Source organism: Candidatus Aeolococcus gillhamiae (assembly GCF_016464765.1).
Classification (GTDB): Bacteria; Chloroflexota; Dormibacteria; order Aeolococcales; family Aeolococcaceae; genus Aeolococcus; species Aeolococcus gillhamiae.
On sequence record NZ_JAEKNS010000131.1, the window covers coordinates 77,633 to 94,149 of the forward strand.

The 16,517-nt window shown below is 69.1% G+C and carries 14 protein-coding genes and 1 tRNA gene; 11 read left to right on the forward strand and 4 right to left on the reverse strand.

From position 1 onward, the window contains the following. Positions 1–3: 3 nt before the first annotated feature. Both glgX and treY read right to left on the reverse strand, forming a co-directional pair. Positions 4–2,121, reverse strand: coding sequence for a glycogen debranching protein GlgX (glgX, locus tag JF886_RS13090; protein ID WP_337313159.1), 2,118 nt, complete (start codon positions 2,119–2,121; stop codon positions 4–6). Beyond that, a complete protein-coding gene (gene treY, locus JF886_RS13095; RefSeq protein ID WP_337313161.1) occupies positions 2,118–4,808 on the reverse strand; it encodes a malto-oligosyltrehalose synthase in 2,691 nt (896 codons plus the stop codon). Before treY ends, glgX begins: the two co-directional genes overlap by 4 nt. A gap of 61 nt (positions 4,809–4,869) precedes the next feature. On the opposite strand from treY, the gene treZ reads away from it, so the two are divergent. Beyond that, positions 4,870–6,591, forward strand: a complete 1,722-nt coding sequence (gene treZ / locus JF886_RS13100) for a malto-oligosyltrehalose trehalohydrolase (RefSeq protein ID WP_337313163.1) — start codon at positions 4,870–4,872, stop codon at positions 6,589–6,591. Here treZ and JF886_RS13105 read toward each other — a convergent pair. Both JF886_RS13105 and JF886_RS13110 read right to left on the reverse strand, forming a co-directional pair. Next, positions 6,588–6,896 carry a hypothetical protein gene (locus JF886_RS13105; protein WP_337313165.1) on the reverse strand — a complete coding sequence of 103 codons (309 nt, stop codon included), beginning with the start codon at positions 6,894–6,896 and terminating at the stop codon, positions 6,588–6,590. The genes treZ and JF886_RS13105 overlap by 4 nt on opposite strands. A gap of 83 nt (positions 6,897–6,979) precedes the next feature. Further along, complete coding sequence (locus JF886_RS13110; protein WP_337313168.1) at positions 6,980–7,213, reverse strand: hypothetical protein; 234 nt, start codon at positions 7,211–7,213, stop codon at positions 6,980–6,982. Positions 7,214–7,645: 432 nt separating this feature from the next. Between JF886_RS13110 and JF886_RS13115 the strand changes: the two genes are divergently transcribed. The 10 genes from JF886_RS13115 to JF886_RS13160 all read left to right on the forward strand — a co-directional run. Then, positions 7,646–7,730 (forward strand) — tRNA-Leu (locus JF886_RS13115). A 20-nt stretch (positions 7,731–7,750) separates the two neighbouring features. Continuing rightward, entirely contained in the window at positions 7,751–9,049 is a 1,299-nt protein-coding gene (tig, locus tag JF886_RS13120; protein ID WP_337313169.1) for a trigger factor, read from the forward strand. Positions 9,050–9,082: 33 nt separating this feature from the next. After that, the gene (locus tag JF886_RS13125) at positions 9,083–9,559 is read left to right on the forward strand and encodes a hypothetical protein (RefSeq protein ID WP_337313171.1); all 477 of its coding nucleotides are present in this window, start codon (positions 9,083–9,085) and stop codon (positions 9,557–9,559) included. A 67-nt stretch (positions 9,560–9,626) separates the two neighbouring features. Beyond that, a complete protein-coding gene (gene clpP, locus JF886_RS13130; RefSeq protein WP_337313187.1) occupies positions 9,627–10,322 on the forward strand; it encodes an ATP-dependent Clp endopeptidase proteolytic subunit ClpP in 696 nt (231 codons plus the stop codon). Between the two features lie 75 nt (positions 10,323–10,397). After that, positions 10,398–11,690 carry an ATP-dependent Clp protease ATP-binding subunit ClpX gene (clpX, locus tag JF886_RS13135; protein ID WP_337313172.1) on the forward strand — a complete coding sequence of 431 codons (1,293 nt, stop codon included), beginning with the start codon at positions 10,398–10,400 and terminating at the stop codon, positions 11,688–11,690. 9 nt (positions 11,691–11,699) lie between these two features. Further along, positions 11,700–12,257, forward strand: a complete 558-nt coding sequence (locus JF886_RS13140) for a hypothetical protein (RefSeq protein WP_337313174.1) — start codon at positions 11,700–11,702, stop codon at positions 12,255–12,257. 33 nt (positions 12,258–12,290) lie between these two features. After that, positions 12,291–12,860, forward strand: a complete 570-nt coding sequence (locus JF886_RS13145) for a hypothetical protein (RefSeq protein WP_337313176.1) — start codon at positions 12,291–12,293, stop codon at positions 12,858–12,860. A gap of 46 nt (positions 12,861–12,906) precedes the next feature. Beyond that, a complete protein-coding gene (locus tag JF886_RS13150; RefSeq protein ID WP_337313179.1) occupies positions 12,907–15,534 on the forward strand; it encodes a valine--tRNA ligase in 2,628 nt (875 codons plus the stop codon). A 5-nt stretch (positions 15,535–15,539) separates the two neighbouring features. Beyond that, complete coding sequence (locus tag JF886_RS13155; RefSeq protein WP_337313189.1) at positions 15,540–16,010, forward strand: double zinc ribbon domain-containing protein; 471 nt, start codon at positions 15,540–15,542, stop codon at positions 16,008–16,010. A 9-nt stretch (positions 16,011–16,019) separates the two neighbouring features. Then, the coding region (locus tag JF886_RS13160) for a hypothetical protein (RefSeq protein WP_502711431.1) at positions 16,020–16,517 on the forward strand (498 nt) is incomplete at its 3' end.

The window sequence follows — 16,517 nt, forward strand, 5'->3', positions numbered from 1 at the left end:
GGCTCAGACGCGGCGCAGCACCACCAGCGAGCGCGCCGTGACGTGCAGGGTCGCCGACGATTCGATCGTCCGCGGTGCGTCCGTGACGGCGTCGTCGGTGGTGTCGAGCAGAACCTCCCAGTGGTCGCCCCACCCTCGGGGCAGGTTCCAGGACATGTCCTTGTGCAGCGAGTGGAAGATGATCAGCAGCGTGTCACCGCGGATATGGCGCCCATCCTCGGTGTGGTCGGGGATCTCGTCGCCGTTGAGGAGCATCGCCAGGCTGCGTCGCGATTCGTCATCCCAGTCCGCCTCGGTCATCTCCGTGCCCTCGTCGTCGAACCAGGCGACGTCCTTGCGGCGCTGCCCCCGTCCGACCTGACCCTCGAAGAAGCGCTGCCGGCGCAGCACCGGTTGCTCGGCGCGCAGCGCGATCAGGCGGCGCGTGAACTGGAACAGCGGTTCGTCGACCTTGGACCAGTCCAGCCATGAGATCTCGTTGGCCTGGCAGTACGCGTTGTTATTGCCGCGCTGGGTGCGACCGATGTCGTCACCCGCCACCAACATCGGGCATCCCTGCGACAGCAGAACCGTGGCGATGAGGTTGCGCTGCTGGCGCGCGCGCAGGGCCAGTACCTCGGCGTCGTCGGTCTCACCCTCAGCCCCGCAGTTCCAGGAGCGGTTGTCGTCGGCGCCGTCGCGGTTGTCCTCGCCGTTGGCCCCATTGTGCTTCTCGTTGTACGAGACCAGGTCGCGGAGGGTGAAGCCATCGTGCGCGGTGACGAAGTTGATGCTGCTGAAGGGGGAGCGGCCGTCGTCCTGATAGAGGTCGCTGCTGCCGGTGAGACGGTTGGCCAGCGCGCCGACGCCCGCGACCTGGCCGCGCCAGTAGTCGCGTACACAGTCGCGGTACTTGCCGTTCCACTCCGCCCAGCGCACCGGGAAGTTGCCCACCTGGTAACCGCCCTCGCCGACATCCCACGGTTCTGCGATCAGCTTGACGTGGGCCAGGGTGGGGTCCTGATGGATGATGTCGAAAAAGGCGGAGAGGCGATCGACGTCGTAGAACTGCCGCGCCAGGGCGGATGCGAGATCGAATCGGAAGCCGTCGACGTGCATCTCGTTCACCCAGTAGCGAAGCGAGTCCATGATCATCTGCAGCGTTGCCGGGGAGCCCGCGTTGAGGCTGTTGCCGGTGCCGGTCACGTCGTAATAGAAGCGAGGGTTGTCCTCGACGAGCCGGTAATATGAGCGGTTGTCGATGCCCTTGAAGCAGAGGGTGGGGCCGAGCTCATTTCCCTCAGCGGTGTGGTTGTACACCACGTCGAGGATGATCTCGAGTCCGGCGGCGTGCAGCGCCTTGACCATGGCCTGGAACTCGGCGACCTGTTCGCCGTTCTCGCCAGCGGAGGCGTAGCGTCGCTCCGGGGCGAAGTACCCGATGCTGTCGTACCCCCAGTAGTTGGTCAGCCCTTGGTCGACCAGATGCTGCGGATCGACGAAGTGGTGCACCGGCATCAGCTCGACGGAGGTGATGCCGAGAGAGGTGAAGTGCTCGATGGCGGCGGGATGGGCCAGCCCCGCGTAGGTGCCCCGCAGGTTGTCGGGAACGCCCGGGTGACGCATGGTGAAGCCGCGCACGTGTGTCTCGTAGATGATCGTGTCGCTCCAGGCAACGTCAGGACGCCTCTCGCCGCTCCAGTCGAAGCTGGTGTCGATGACCACGCTGTGGGGCATCTGTTCCGCCGAATCGAGGTCGCTCACCTCGTCGTCGCTCGCGCCCCACGGGTACCCGAACACCTCGGGTCCCCACTTCACAGGCCCGGCGATCGCGCGCGCGTATGGATCGAGGAGCAGTTTGTAGGGGTTGTGACGCAGCCCCAGGTTGGCGTCGTAGGCGCCGTGGACGCGATACCCGTACCGGGCTCCCGCACCGACGCGCGGAACGAAGCCGTGCCAGACGAGGTCGGTCTGCTCGAGAAGGTCGTAGGCGGCGAGCATGCCACCGGATTCGTCGAGAAGCACGAGCTCCACCGCGTCGGCCTCGGACGCGAACAGCGCAAAGTTGGTGCCGTCCTCGTGGACCGTCGCCCCCAGCGGGTAGGGGCGGCCCGGCCAGGCGGGGATGTTGCCCACCGTCACCCGGCCCGCTCCAGGAGGGCCACAGGGAAGTCGGCGAGCAGGTCGGCGAGGCGCGCACCGCGGGAGACCGTGGCACCGTCGCAGAGATTGCGCCAGTCACCGTTGGGCAGCGGGATCATGGTGTCTCCCCATTGCCCTCTCCGCGTGAGAGAGCGGCGTTGTGCGATCGCGATCACCGCTGCGGGGACACCCCGGATGAAGGCGATGACATCATCGGAGAAGTCGCCCTCGGCCCGCATGGGCGTGTACGCGCCCCGCGCATCGAAGGCCTCGGGACGACGCACACGCAGTGCCAGCGCATCGCGGACAAGGAGGAGCTTGGCGGCGCCGCTGTCCCGATCGGCCTCCCAGGCGGCGGCGGCGCTGCGGCCGCGCCCGGCCGCCAGCAGCGAACGACGGAGCTGGTAGTCGACCGGACGGCGGTTGTCGGGGTCGACGAGGCTCAAGTCCCACAACTCGCAGCCCTGGTAGATGTCGGGGATCCCCGGCGACGACAGCTTGAGGAGAGTGGTGCCCAGGGAGTTGACGCGGCCCCAGTCGACCAGCGTGTTCACGAAGCCCTCGAGGTCGGCGACGAAGCGCGGGTCCGCCAGCACCGCGGTGACGAAGGCGCGCAGAGCCGCGTCGTACGCCTCGTCCGGCTGTAGCCAGCTGGTCTGTCGCTTGGCCTCGTGGGCTGCCTTGTCCATGTACGTCACCGCGCGGTCCGGGCTCAGCGGCCAGGCGCCCACGAGGGTCTGGTACAGCAGGTATTCCATCGCCGAGTCCACGAGGCCTTGCCTTCGGAGCGCGCTGTTCATCGCCATCCAGCGGTGCACCGCCGCACCCCATTCCTCGGGAACCTCGCTGAGCAGGTCGAGGCGACAGCGGACGTCCTCGCTGCGCTTGGTGTCGTGGGTGGAGGTGGCCAGAAGTGCCAGCGGGCGTGCCTCCTGGGTGCGCTCGTTGCGCGCGTGGAAGTCGGTGAGCTCCAGGCCGAAGTGCGCGGGCGAATCGCCGACCTCGTTGAGCGAGACGAGCACCAGGTGGCGGTAGCAAGCCGTGTCCTCCACACCCTTGGCGGTGGTGGCGGCGCAGAGCTGTTGGAGGCGCAGCACGAGGTCGTTCTGGGCGAGGTGCATGTCTTCCTCCGCGGTGACGATGTCCTTCGCCTCGCCGAGCACGAACAGGTCGGCGATGAAATCGAGCAGCCGTTCGTCCACCTCTGGTGCGTTGCCATGCGCGGCGCGGGCTGCGCGGCGGATCCTGGCCGCGTCGACTTCCGACGGCGGGGGAGTGCGCGGGTCGATGTAGGTTCTGTAGACGGGGACGGCCGCGACGAGCTCGACGATCGCTTCGCGGATCTCGCTGTGGGTGTGGTCGCGCTGGGCGGGATAGGCGTCGCAGATGGTGGCGAGCAGTCCGGTCAGTCGCTCGACGTCACTGACCAGCGTGGTGCGCAGGATCTCGCGCTTGCCGTCGAGCGCGAAGGAGCGGAAGCCGGATGGCTGGCCGGTGATCTCCTCGTGGATCGCGACGAGCGCTTCATGCCCGGCACGGTCGACGAAGATGCCATTGACGGCCGCGAGGAAGTCGTAGCCGCTGGTGCCGTCGAGCGCCCACGGCGGCGGCTGCTCGTCGTGCTCGAGGATCTTCTCGGCGAGCAGCCAGGTGCTCGGTGTGGTGGTGTCGCGCAGCCGCTGCGCGTACTGGATGGGCCGGCGCAGCCCATCGATGTGGTCGACGCGCAGTCCGTCGACGTCTCCGCTGTGAACGAGCTGAGCGATCAGCGCGGTGCTCTCCGCGAAGACCTCCGGATCCTCCATGCGCAGCGCGACCAGGTTGTTGATGTCGAAGAAGCGCCGGTAGTTCACCTCCTCGACGGCCGTCTTCCACCGCGCCAGGCGGTGGTGTTGCTCGTTGAGGATGCGGTCGAGCGCGCCGACATCGAGGTTGATCTCGCTGAGCAGCGCTTCGACGGCCGGCCCCGCCACTGTGGCATCGAGGACCCGAGCCACGCTCTCGCCGACGGCGTGGCGCGCGGTGAAGCGCTCTCGCCGGCTCAGCTCGTCGGCTCCCATCGGTAGCTGGGCGACCATGGCGACGACCTCGACCACCCGCGGCTCGCGAGCGGCCGCCAGCAGCTCGGCGGTGGTCTCGACGGACAGTGGGTAGCGATTGTCGTGGTACGCGACGAGCAGCGCGCCCTGCTCGCTGACCAGCCGAATCAGGCCGTCCTCGAGAACCCGGCCGATCTGGTCATCGAGCACAGGAAGGAGGATGCGGTGCCGCAGCCTGGGCTCATCAACCTCCCAGTCGATGTCGAAGAACGAGGCGTACGGCGAGCCCTGGCCGTCGGCGAGGACGTCCCACCACCAGCGGTTGCGCGGGTCGGCGATCGACATGTGGTTGGGCACGATGTCGAGCAGCTGGCTGAGACCGTGCGCGCGAAGCGTGTCCGTCATCGCGCGGTGACCATTCTCACCGCCGAGGTCATCGCTGATGCGCGTCGCGTCGACGACGTCGTACCCGTGCGTGCTGCCCGCCGCGGCCTGCGTGTACGGGGAGCAGTAGACGTGGCTGATTCCCAGCTCGGCGAGGTAATCCGCCTGCGCAGCGGTCGCTGCAAAGTCGAACTCGGCGCGCAGCTGGACGCGGTAGGTCGCCCGGCGTTGAGGTTGCCCGGAGCCGTCCTCGGGGGTCGTCACGTCACAATCGCTTCTCGCGTTGGCTGCTGTTGAACTGTCGGATTATGCGGGGGGAGTCACCGTGAACCGCTGCGCCGTGTGGGCCCCCAACGCGTCGCGCGTTGAGGTCGACTCGCGTGGTGCGCGCCGCGCCATGACGGCGGTGGGGTGGGGGTGGTTCGAGCTGCAGGACGCTGCCCTCGAAGCAGGGGACGACTACTCGTTCGTGCTCGACGGCGGTGCGGCGCGGCCGGACCCGCGCTCCCTCTGGCAGCCGCACGGCGTCCACAGTCCGTCCCGGGCGGTTGATCACGATGCCTTCCTGTGGACCGACCAGGGCTGGCGAGGCCGGTCGCTCCGTGACTGCGTCGTGTACGAGCTGCACGTCGGCACCTTCAGCGCGGCGGGCACCTTTGACGGCGCCGTCGAGCACCTCGACCACCTTGTCGACCTGGGCGTCGGCGCCGTCGAGCTTCTCCCGGTGACCGCGTTCCCAGGAACACGCGGCTGGGGATACGACGGTGTGGACCTGTTCGCGGTGCACGCGGCGTACGGAGGGCCGGAGGGGCTCAAGCGGTTCGTGGACGCGTGCCACGGGGCCGGCCTCGCCGTGGTCATCGACGTCGTCTACAACCACCTCGGACCCGACGGCAACTACCTGGGCGAGTTCGGTCCGTATTTCACCGATCGCCACCGCACCCCGTGGGGTGACGCCGTCAACTACGACGGTGCCGGCAGCGACGAGGTGCGCCACTTCGCTGTCGACAACGCGCTGATGTGGCTACGCGACTATCACTGTGACGGACTGCGTCTTGACGCGGTGCACGCCATCGTCGACACCTCAGCGATCCATCTGCTCGAGGAGATCGCCGGTGCCGTGCACCATCTCTCCGCGGCGGTCGACCGTGAGCTGTGGGTGATCGCGGAGAGCGACCTCAACGATCCTCGTGTGGTCAACGACGCCTCGCATGGCGGGTACAGCTGTGACGCGCAGTGGAGCGACGATTTTCACCACGCTCTGCACGCCACCCTCACCGGCGAGACCAGCGGGTACTACGAGGACTTCGGACGTGTCGAGGACGTGGCGCGCTCGCTGCGCAACGTGTTCGTCAACCCCGGCGGCTACTCGCCCTTCCGGCAGCGGCGCCATGGGCGTCCGGTCGCAGACCTCCCGGGGACGCGCTTTCTCGGTTACCTGCAGAACCACGACCAGGTGGGCAATCGTGCCCAGGGTGCGCGCAGCGCGGCACTGATGAGCACCGGGCGACTCCAGATTGCGGCGGCGCTCGTCCTCCTCGGACCGTTCGTGCCGATGCTGTTCGCCGGCGAGGAGTGGGCGGCATCGACGCCCTTCCAGTACTTCACCGACCACCAGGACGTCGAGCTCGGCAGGCTGGTCTCGGAGGGGCGACGGCGCGAGTTCGCATCCTTCGGGTGGGACCCCGCCGACGTGCCCGACCCTCAGGACCCGGCCACCTTCGAGCGCTCCAAGCTCCGCTGGGACGAGATGGTTCGCCACCCTCACGACACCGTGCTGGGCTGGCACCGCGAGCTCATCGCGCTGCGGGCGGCAACGCCCGCGATCCGCAGCGGCGACTGTTCCGACGTGACGGTTGAGTTCGACGAGGGCGCTCGCTGGCTGGTGATGCGCCGCGCCGGCATCGTCGTCGCCTGCAACTGGGGAGTGGGGCCGGCAGAGCTCCCCGTGGAGCCGGGCACTGCACTGCTGAGGAACACCGAGCTGGTGACAACCGGGGCCGGGCTGCTGTTGCAGCCGGACGGCGTGGTGGTGGGTCTCGCCTAACCTGCCTGTGCGGCGGCGGCGCGGTGCGCGGCGAGCTGCACCCCCGTGACCGAGACCTCGGTGAAGCAATCGCATTCGACGACGGCGACGCTGGCGGCCACGCAGGTCCGGCACAGCACCGACTGGCACGGGACGCATCGATAGAAGGTGTCCTCGATGCCTGCTCCGCAGACCGAGCAGACGGGCGGCCCGTCAGACCACACCTCGTCGACGACCACTAGGCTCGGACGACCTCCGTCCGGGAGGTGGACCCCGTCAGGCCGGAGATGAAGCTGGGCGGGGAGGACGCAGGTGCAGCTGCCCATGGCGAACAAGTGTACGCTCTGCGCGCCGGGTTGAGTGCTCCGTCCGACGTGCGCGGAGCGTCGCGCCTCGGACGCCGGTTCGCCTACGCGGCGTTCCCCGCGCCGGTCAGCTCGCCGCCTGCCTGCCGGAGCAGGGCACGGGTCGCGGTGACCCGGCAGGCCAGCATCTCGAGGATCTCGTCCAGGCGATCCCGCAGCTCCGAGTTGAGCGCAATCGGGTGGTTGTCGATGTCCCTGAGAAGGGCGGACAGACGGACCGCCTTCTGGTCGATGTGGGCGACGATCTCCTGAGGACTCTCGACCGTCGCGGCGCTCATGCTCGGCTCCATCCAGGTACCTCCGTCGGTTGCTGGGGCGGGTGCCTCGGACCGGGGGTTGGTCCCGGCCGTCAGCCCAAGCCTAGGCTCCGCGGGCTCAGGGATCAAGGGGCTGTCGGAGCTCTGTGATCAGCCACCCGGAGTGGAGGCCGGCCCGGGCGTCGGACTCTCGGGAAGAGGAACCGGCGCTCGCGGCGATTGGTTGAAGGTGAAGTCGGCGGCCAGGTTGCCCAGGATCGACGCGCTCTCGCGCACGTCGGGTCGAGTCGGTCTGGTCGTCGGCGCAGTCCGGCGGTTGACCGCCCTGCACGAAATAGTTCCACGACACGTTCGACCTGCGGAGCATGTAGGTGAGGTCAGTCCACGCGTACGCCGTGCGAGATCTTGTGGTGCCGCACTGTAGACTTGCACTGCCGCCCGGCGGACACAGAGGCGCGGATGGCGGAACCGGTAGACGCGCGGGACTTAGGATCCCGTGGGGCAACCCATCCGAGTTCGAGTCTCGGTCCGCGCACCACCGCCTCATCAAGGACGTTCGTGAGCACAGCCACCACCCCGGCCGACATCGCCGTCGCCGTCGAGCGGCAGCCCGACTCGCGTGTTCAGCTACGCGTCGAGGCGCCGGCGTCCGAGCTCGAAGCCGCCATCAGCGCGGCCCTGCGCCGGCTGTCAGGACGGGTGCGGCTTCCCGGCTTCCGTCCCGGCAAGGCCCCTGCGGCAATGGTGGAGCGCGCGGTCGGCTGGGACGCTGTGCGCCAGGAGGCCGTCGATGCGCTGCTCCCCGACCTGTACACCCGGGCGTTAGACCAGGCCGGCGTGCAGCCTGTCGACGATCCTCAGCTCGACCTCCAGCCGGTGGAGCGCGGCCAACCATTCGTCTTCACCGCAACGGTCACGGTGCGTCCCGCGGTGGACCTGCGGGACTACCGCGGCCTGCGCGTGGACGTGCCCGCCACCGCGGTGACCGATGAGCAGGTCGACGAGATGATCGAGGAGCTGCGCCGCCGCAACAGCGAGCTTCGTGACGTCGAGCGGCCCGCCCAAGCGGGTGATGTGCTGCGCTCCTCGCTGGTGATGCGTCGCGGTGAGGACGTGCTCAGCGGAGACGAGGAGCAGGACCGCGACCTCGACATCGATCGCGAGCGCCTTCTCCCCGGTCTCGCTGACGCGCTCATCGGGCTCGAGGCCGGTGCGCAGCGCTCCTTCCAGCTCACGCTTCCCGAGGACTTCAGCCGCGAGGAGCTGCGTGGGGCTGTCGTCGACGTCGACGTGTCGGTGAGCGCCGTGCGCGAGCGCATCCTGCCGCCGCTGGACGACTCGCTGGCGGCGCTCGACGAGCACGGTTCCACCCTCGAGGAGCTGCGCGCCTACTACCGCGAGCGCCTCGAGGAGGTGAGCGCCGAGCGCGACCGCGAGGCGCTGGAGGCGAGCGCGCTCGAGGCGCTGCGCGACCACGTCGCCATCGAGCTCCCCGAGTCGATGATCGAGCGCGAGATCGACCGCCAGGTCGCCGACCTCGACGTCCGCCTTCAGTCGATGGGGATGCCGCTGGATCGCTACCTGGAGTACACAGGCACCACCGTCGAGAAGCTCCGGGGCGAGCGGCGCGAGGGAGCGGTGCAGCGACTTCGCCTCGAGCTCGCTCTCGATGCGCTGGCCGAGGCTGAGGGCATCGAGGTCGACGAAACGGCGGTGGTGCGCGAGGAGCAGCGACTCGCGGAGGGTCGCAAGCTCACTGCCCAGCAGCGCCGCCGCCTCCACCAGGGCACACACGTCGACCTTGCCCGCCGCGGCGCCGGCGAGCGCCTCGTCGAGATCGTCCGCGGGGACGGCTGACCTGCGCGGAGCTCCCTCAAGAATCGAGGCGGCGTGTACGCTGCCACAGCCGTGTGGTGGAGTCCTCTCTTGCGTCCTCGTCCCACCCGCCGGCCCGACGGTGGCTGCACCCTCGTCGAGCCCGACGACCTGGTTCTGGCTGCGCTGATCCCGCCGAATGCCGAGCTGCCTCTGTCGTCTGCCGAGGACCTTCGCGCGGCGGCGCTCCGCGCCGCCCGCGTTCACTCTGACGGGGCCGCCGTGGTTGGGGCAGCCGCCGCCGCGGCCGTACTCCAACGCCTCACCGGTCCCGGTGATCCCCGCCGCTTTCAGGCCTGGCTGCTCCAGGGCCTCTACCACCGCCTCGCCGGTGCCGAGGCGCGTCGCTCCCCCCGCACCGAGGCGCTGGCCGGGGCGTACGAGCTGCGCGCTCGCAGCGTGCTCCGCCTGGCAGCGACCAGTCCCGACCGGACCACGGCGCGACGGGCCCGGGCGGCTCTGATCCATCTCGCTGGAACCGTTCACGCCTGAGCGCAACGCGGCCGATGGATCGCAGGCTCGTCCCTATAATCCGACCATGATCAGCAACGAACAGAACATGACGCCGCACAGCCTTATTCCGATGGTCGTCGAGACGACCAACCGCGGTGAGCGCGCATTCGACATCTACTCGCGACTGCTCAAGGATCGGATCATCTTCATCGGGACGCCGATCGACGACCAGGTGGCCAACGTCGTCATGGCGCAGCTTCTCTTCCTCGCCGGTGAGGATCCCGAGAAGGACATCATGATCTACATCAACAGCCCCGGCGGATCGGTGTACGCAGGGCTGGCGATCTACGACACGATGATGTACGTCGAGCCGCGCGTCGGCACGATCTGCATGGGCATCGCCGCCTCGATGGCCGCCGTCATCCTCGCCGGCGGCGCGCCGGGGATGCGCCTCTCGCTGCCCAACACGCGCGTTCTCATCCACCAGCCGTCGGGTGGCTTCAGCGGACAGGCAGCGGACATCCAGATCCACGCCCAGGAGATCCTGCGGGTGCGCCGCCGCCTCGACGAGATCCTCGCCCAGCACACTGGCAAGCCCATCGAGGTGATCAACCGCGACTCCGACCGCGACTTCTTCATGAGCTCAGATGAAGCCAAGGCCTATGGCCTCATCGACGAGATCATCCAGGTCCGTCCCAAGGGCGATGGCGCGGCTCCCAAGGTGGAGAGCAACGGCGGCACGCCCCGCGGCGGTGGCAGCGATGCAGGTCCCCAGGCCGGCGGTGGCTCGGCGGCGCGCTGAGCGCGGAACGGCCTTCAGCAGTCGTTGTCCCCGGGCAGGCGCGGCCGCGGCGGAGCCGTGGTACGGTGACCGGCGATGACTGAGCGCGACGACCGGCGGCGCCATACGCGGTGCTCCTTCTGCGGCAAGGGACAGGAGCAGGTGCGCAAGCTGGTGGCCGGACCGGGCGTGTACATCTGCGACCAGTGCATCGACCTCTGCCAGGAGGTGCTCGAGGAGGACAACCGCTCGACCACGCAAAAGCGTGGGAAGGGCGGGATGATCCCCAACCCGCAGGTCATCGCCGCCTCGCTCGACCAGTACGTGGTCGGCCAGGAGCACGCCAAGAAGGTGTTGTCAGTGGCGGTGTTCAACCACTACAAGCGCATCGCCCATGCCAAGTCGAGCGGCGACGTGGAGCTGCAGAAGTCCAACGTGCTGCTGGTGGGTCCCACGGGATGTGGCAAAACACTGCTCGCCCAGACGCTGGCCAAGATCATCGACGTTCCGTTCTCGATCGCCGACGCCACCTCGTTGACGGAGGCCGGCTACGTCGGCGAGGACGTCGAGAACATCTTGCTCCGGCTCATCCAGGCAGCGGACTTCGACATCTCACGCGCCGAGCGGGGGATCATTTACATCGACGAGATCGACAAGATCGCGCGCAAGTCCGACAACCCCAGCATCACCCGCGACGTCAGCGGCGAGGGTGTACAGCAGGCGCTGCTGAAGATCCTCGAAGGCACGGTCGCCAACGTTCCTCCCCAGGGCGGTCGCAAGCATCCTCACCAGGACTTCATCCAGATCAACACAACCAACATCCTGTTCATCTGCGGGGGCGCCTTCGATGGCCTCGAGAGAATCATCGAGCAGCGCGTCGGTAACCGCACCATCGGCTTCAACAGCAAGCCGCACGGCAGCCGCAACAAGGAGACCACCAGGATCCTGCGCGAGTTGCAGGCCCAGGATCTCCTCAAGTACGGGCTCATCCCCGAGTTCATCGGCCGCCTGCCGATCAACGTGTCGCTCGACTATCTCGACGAAGAGGACATCATCCGCATCCTCACAGAGCCCAAGAACGCCTTCGTCAAGCAGTACGAGAAGTTCTTCGCGCTCGACGACGTGCAGCTGGTGTTCCATGAGGGCGCTCTCACGGCGATCGCCCAGAAGGCGCTTGCTCGGGGTACCGGCGCGCGCGGCCTGAAATCGATCATCGAGGACGTGCTGCTCAACAGCATGTTCGAGGTACCGAGCCGGCCGGACATCAAGCGCTGCGTGATCACCGAGCAGTCGATCACCGACGGCGTCGAGCCCCTTCTGCTCACCGAGGAGCCGACCAAACGCGGCGCCGCAGCAGCCGCGGCGGCGACAGCCGAGCAGTCCGCGTAACCTTGGCCGATGACCCTGCGGGGGCGGCTGATCGCGGTCGCTGCCTTGGTGGCTGTGCTGTTGGGAAGCGGGATCGTCATCCTCGTGCGGTCGCGCACCCCCGACTGCACGGTGGTGGCACCGCGCCCCGCGCTGGCCCCTGAACTTCGCGCGCTGGGCGATTTCGACCAGGCCTACGACGCCGGCAACGTCGCCGCCCTCGAGGACGCCGCGGTCCGCGCCGCGTCGGCGCTGCACGGCGACCTCATCGGCACCACACCAGAGGCGCCGGTGGCGGTCGCCGCCGCCGCGCGGGGGTCGCCCGATGCCCTGGTGGTACCACTGCGCTCGCACCTCGCCGGCTCGGGGCCGCCGCCTCTTGCCGGGCTGGTCGTCTTCCTCCGCGACTGTCAGGGCCGGGCGTACTTCGACACCGTCGAGGACGACGCCTCGACGCAGCCTGCGCTCGCCACGTTCCCGCCGGTCACCCGCGAGCAGGCAGCAGCGCAGCTGGGCTCGGCGGGGCTGCGGCTCGAGTACGCGACCTCGCCGCTGCGGCCACAGTGGGTCACAGTCACCGCTCCATAATCGGCCGACATCCACGGGCAGGTAGGAGAAGCGATGGGAACGCCGCGCCGTGTTGCCATCACCATCGCCTTCGCCATCTGCGCGGCCCTTGCGGGCTGCGGGAGCACCGTGGCGCCTCAACCGACGCCGAGCCCTCCCCCGACGCCACCATCAGTGGCCTCCCCCGGCGGAGCGCTCGCCGGGTTCCTCGCTGCCGCCCGAAACCAGGACAACACTCAGCTCCCCGTGTGGCTGGCCACGAACAAGGACACGTCTGACCTCGCCGAGCTCCTCCGCGTGTACTCCGACTTCGGCACATCGGGCGGGATCTTCTGGGAGGTCAACGGTGTCACCGTCACCGCTGTTGCCGACGCCGGCGCCGGGCGCGCCACGGTCACGCTGAGCGGGGCGATCACGTGGTGCGTCGGCAAGGCTGCCAACGACCCAGCGGCCACCTGTAGCGCGGTCACCCCCGTCGCGGGCACCGCGCACGCCTACACCGCGATCCAGGTCGAGGGCAGGTGGAAGGCCGACGTCGACATCAACGCCAGCAGCGGCCTCGACCACAATCCCCAGGCCTCCCCGACGGCCAGCGCGCCGACCCCCTCGCCCACGCCGGCCTGATCAGGTCGGGTGGCCGCTGAACTCGTCCCTATACTCGGCGCGACCCATGGAGCCGATGGAGAAGACGTTCGATCCGCGCACGGTCGAGCCCGCCTGGCGTGCGCGCTGGGAGGAGCTCGGTATCGGCATCGCCGACCGCGACTCCGTGCGGCCGAAGTACAGCATCGCCCTGCCCCCGCCCAATATCACCGGCGTCCTCCACCTCGGTCACGCGTGCGGGTTCTCCATCCAGGACACCCTGGCGCGCCATCACCGAATGCGCGGGTTTGAGGTCGAGTGGTGTCCTGGGACCGACCACGCCGCCATCGCCACGCAGAACGTGATCGAACGTCAGCTGGCGGCCGAGGGCACCAGCAAGGAGGAGCTCGGTCGCGAGCTGTTCCAGGCGCGCGTCGACGCGTGGTACGAGGACTACGGCGGGCGTATCTACGAGCAGATGCGCCGGCTCGGCTTCACGTGCGACTGGAGCCGGACAAGGTTCACTCTGGACGCTGACTACGTGCGCGCCATCCGCACCGTCTTCAAGGACCTCTTCGACTCCGGTCTGATCTATCGCGGCCCGCGCATCGTCAACTGGTGCCCGACCGACCTGTCGGCGATCAGCGACGAGGAGATCGACTGGCAGGAGCACACGGACTCCCTCGTCCACCTGCGTTACCCCATCGAGGGCGGAGGCGACATCGTGGTCGCCACGGTGCGTCCCGAGACAATGCTCGGCGACACCGCGGTGGCGGTCGCCCCTGGGGACTCGCGGTACAGCGCGCTGATCGGGCGCACCGTGGTCCTTCCCTTGACGGGACGCCGAGTGCCGATCGTCGAGGACGCCGCGGTGCAGCCCGACTTCGGCACCGGCGCGCTCAAGGTCACCCCCGGCCACGATCCCACCGACTACGAGATCGGGGAGCGTCACGGCCTTCCGATGCTGACCGTGATCGCCGCCGACGGGACCATGAATGTCCCTGACCTGCCCCAGTTCCACGGCCTTCCCGTCACCCGGGCGCGGGTGGCGATCACCGAGGCGCTGCGGGCCGCGGGCGTCGTGGTCAAGGAGGAGGAATACGTTCACGAGGTCGGCCATTGCGATCGCAGCGGGGACGTCCTCGAGCCCATGATCAGCGCGCAGTGGTGGGTGCGCATGCACGAGCTGAGCGCCCCCGCGATCGCCGCTGTCGAGAAGGGTGAGACCACGTTCCACCCGCGCCGCTACACAGACATGTACCTCGCCTGGATGACCAACATCCGCGACTGGTGCATCAGCAGGCAGATCTGGCTCGGGCACGCCATCCCCGTCTCCACCTGCGCCAACGGCCACGTCTTCGCATGGATCGAGCCGCCGACCACATGCCCGGAGTGTGGAGACGGCGCGCTCACCAATGACCCCGACGTCCTCGACACGTGGTTCAGCAGCGCGCTGTGGCCATTCGCCATCTTCGGCTGGCCGGACGAGACGCCCGATGTGCGGCGTTTTTACCCCACCGACGTGTGCGTCACCGCCCGCGACATCATCTTCCTGTGGGTGGCGCGCATGATCGTCACGGGGCTTCGCTTCACCGGGGGTGTTCCGTTTGCCGACGTCATCATCACCAGCACCGTGCAGGCTGTCGACGGGACCCGGATGAACAAGTCCAAGGGCAACGCCGTCGACCCGCTGGTGATGATCGAGGAGCACGGCGCCGACGCGGTGCGCGCCTGGGCCGCGGCGGTCGGCACCGGCGGCCAGGACGTGCGCTTCAACGAGGATCGCATCGAGAGCTACCAGCGCTTCGCGAACAAGATCTGGAATGCCACCCGCTTCCTGGTGGCCCGTCTCGATGACGGAGACGGCCGAATGGCCGTGCCCGGCGAGGCGGCCATCGCGGACAGCCTCCTTCCTGAGGATCGCTGGATGCTGTCACAGCTGGCCGAAACAGTCGAGGCGGTCGACGAGGCCTTGCGCAGCTACCGCTTCCACGAGGCCATGGAGCGCCTCTACGACGTCACCTGGCACTCGTTCTGCGATTGGTACGTGGAGATGGTCAAGCCGCGCCTGCGCGACGACGCGGCCGAGCCCTCCCGCCGGGCCGCCGCCAACACCGCGGTCACCACGCTCGACGTGCTGTTGCGCCTTCTTCATCCCTTCATGCCGTTCATCACCGAGGAGTGCGCCCAGAGGCTGCCCACCGCCACCGCCTCGCTGCAGCTGCGCGACTGGCCCGTGGTGCAGCCGCAATGGCGCGACGGCGTGGCAGGGTCACACCGCGCTGCCGTCGACGAGCTGCTCCAGCTCGTGCAGCGTGTGCGTGCGCTGCGCGACGAGAGTGGCGTCGCCCGCGAGGAACGGCACCGCCTCCAGGTCCGTGGCGGCGACCCGGCGGTGGCAGGGGAGGAGCGGGTCCGGCTGATCACCTCGCTGGTCCCCGTGGACGTGGTCGATGGCGAGCTCGACGGCGGGGTCGCGCTGGTGGCCGGCGGCCTCGAGGCGCGCTATCACCTCGAGGTCAGCGAGCGGCAGCGGGCGCGAGCGCGGCGGCGGCTGGAGGAGGTGCACGGCGTCGTGGAGCACCTCGAAGCTCAGCTGGCCAACCAGGCCTTCGCCACACGCGCCCGGCCCGAGGTGGTTGCCCAGGCCCGGCGCCGGCTCGAGGACGCCCGCCGTGAGCAGGACGCCCTGCGCAAGCAGGAGGAGGCATCGTGAGGGGAATGCTCGCCGACAGCGTGTCGCTGCTCCTGGTCGCGGTGATTGCCGTCGCCGGATACGTCGCGGTGCTCTGGGTGGCGACCGCGTACTTCGTGTGGCGCGACGCCCGGCGGCGCTCGGCATCGCCGACCTTCCAGCTGTTCGCGTTGCTGCTCGGCTTCGTTCCGCCGTTCCTCGGGGCGCTGGTCTACCTGGTGGTCCGTCCGCCACGCACGCTGGACGAGGAGCGCGCCTACGCGCTCGAGGAGCAGTCGCTGCGCGAGCTCGACAGCGACCCGGTCGCGCTCCGCCCGTGTCCGTCATGTGGGAAGGACATCGAGGCGGAGTTCATCGTCTGCCCCTACTGTCGTACCCAGTTCGCCCGGCGCTGCCACGGCTGCGACCGGGTTCTCCGCCTGGGTTGGGCGGTATGCCCGTACTGCGCGGAGGAGGTGGGGCACGCACCGCTGGGCCGCGTCACGCGCAGCGGCTGAGCGCAGGCTGTGCTGAGCGCCGGGCTGCGGCTGGTCCTTGCCGTGGCCGCTCCGCTGGTCGGCGCGGCCCTAGTCCACGAGCTGCGTCGTCGGACCCACCTCGCCGCGCTGAGCACCGTCATCGCCATCGCGGCGTGCGCGGTCCTGGTGCTCTCGGTAGCCTCCGCGGTGTCCGGGGGCGGCTCTCTCGAGCGAAGCTTCGGAGCGGCCATCCCCGGCGTCGATATCACCGCGCGCGCGGACTCGGCATCGGTGGCGGCCATCCTGGTGGCCTGCCTGGCAGCGATGCTCGCGGTGCCGCGTCTGCGGGTCGACGCCGACCGCCTCGCCGGCCTGCTTCTCTGCCTCGGCGGTGCCGCTGCCGTGGCCGCGGCCGGCAACCTCGTGCTGACCGTCGGAGGCGTCGAGGTGATCGCTGCCGGCGCGCTGTTGCTCCGTGGGCAGCGGGGGCCGGGCTCCCGCTCCGCCGCGCTCCTCGCCGGCCTGCTCGCCACCGCTGGCGTGGCC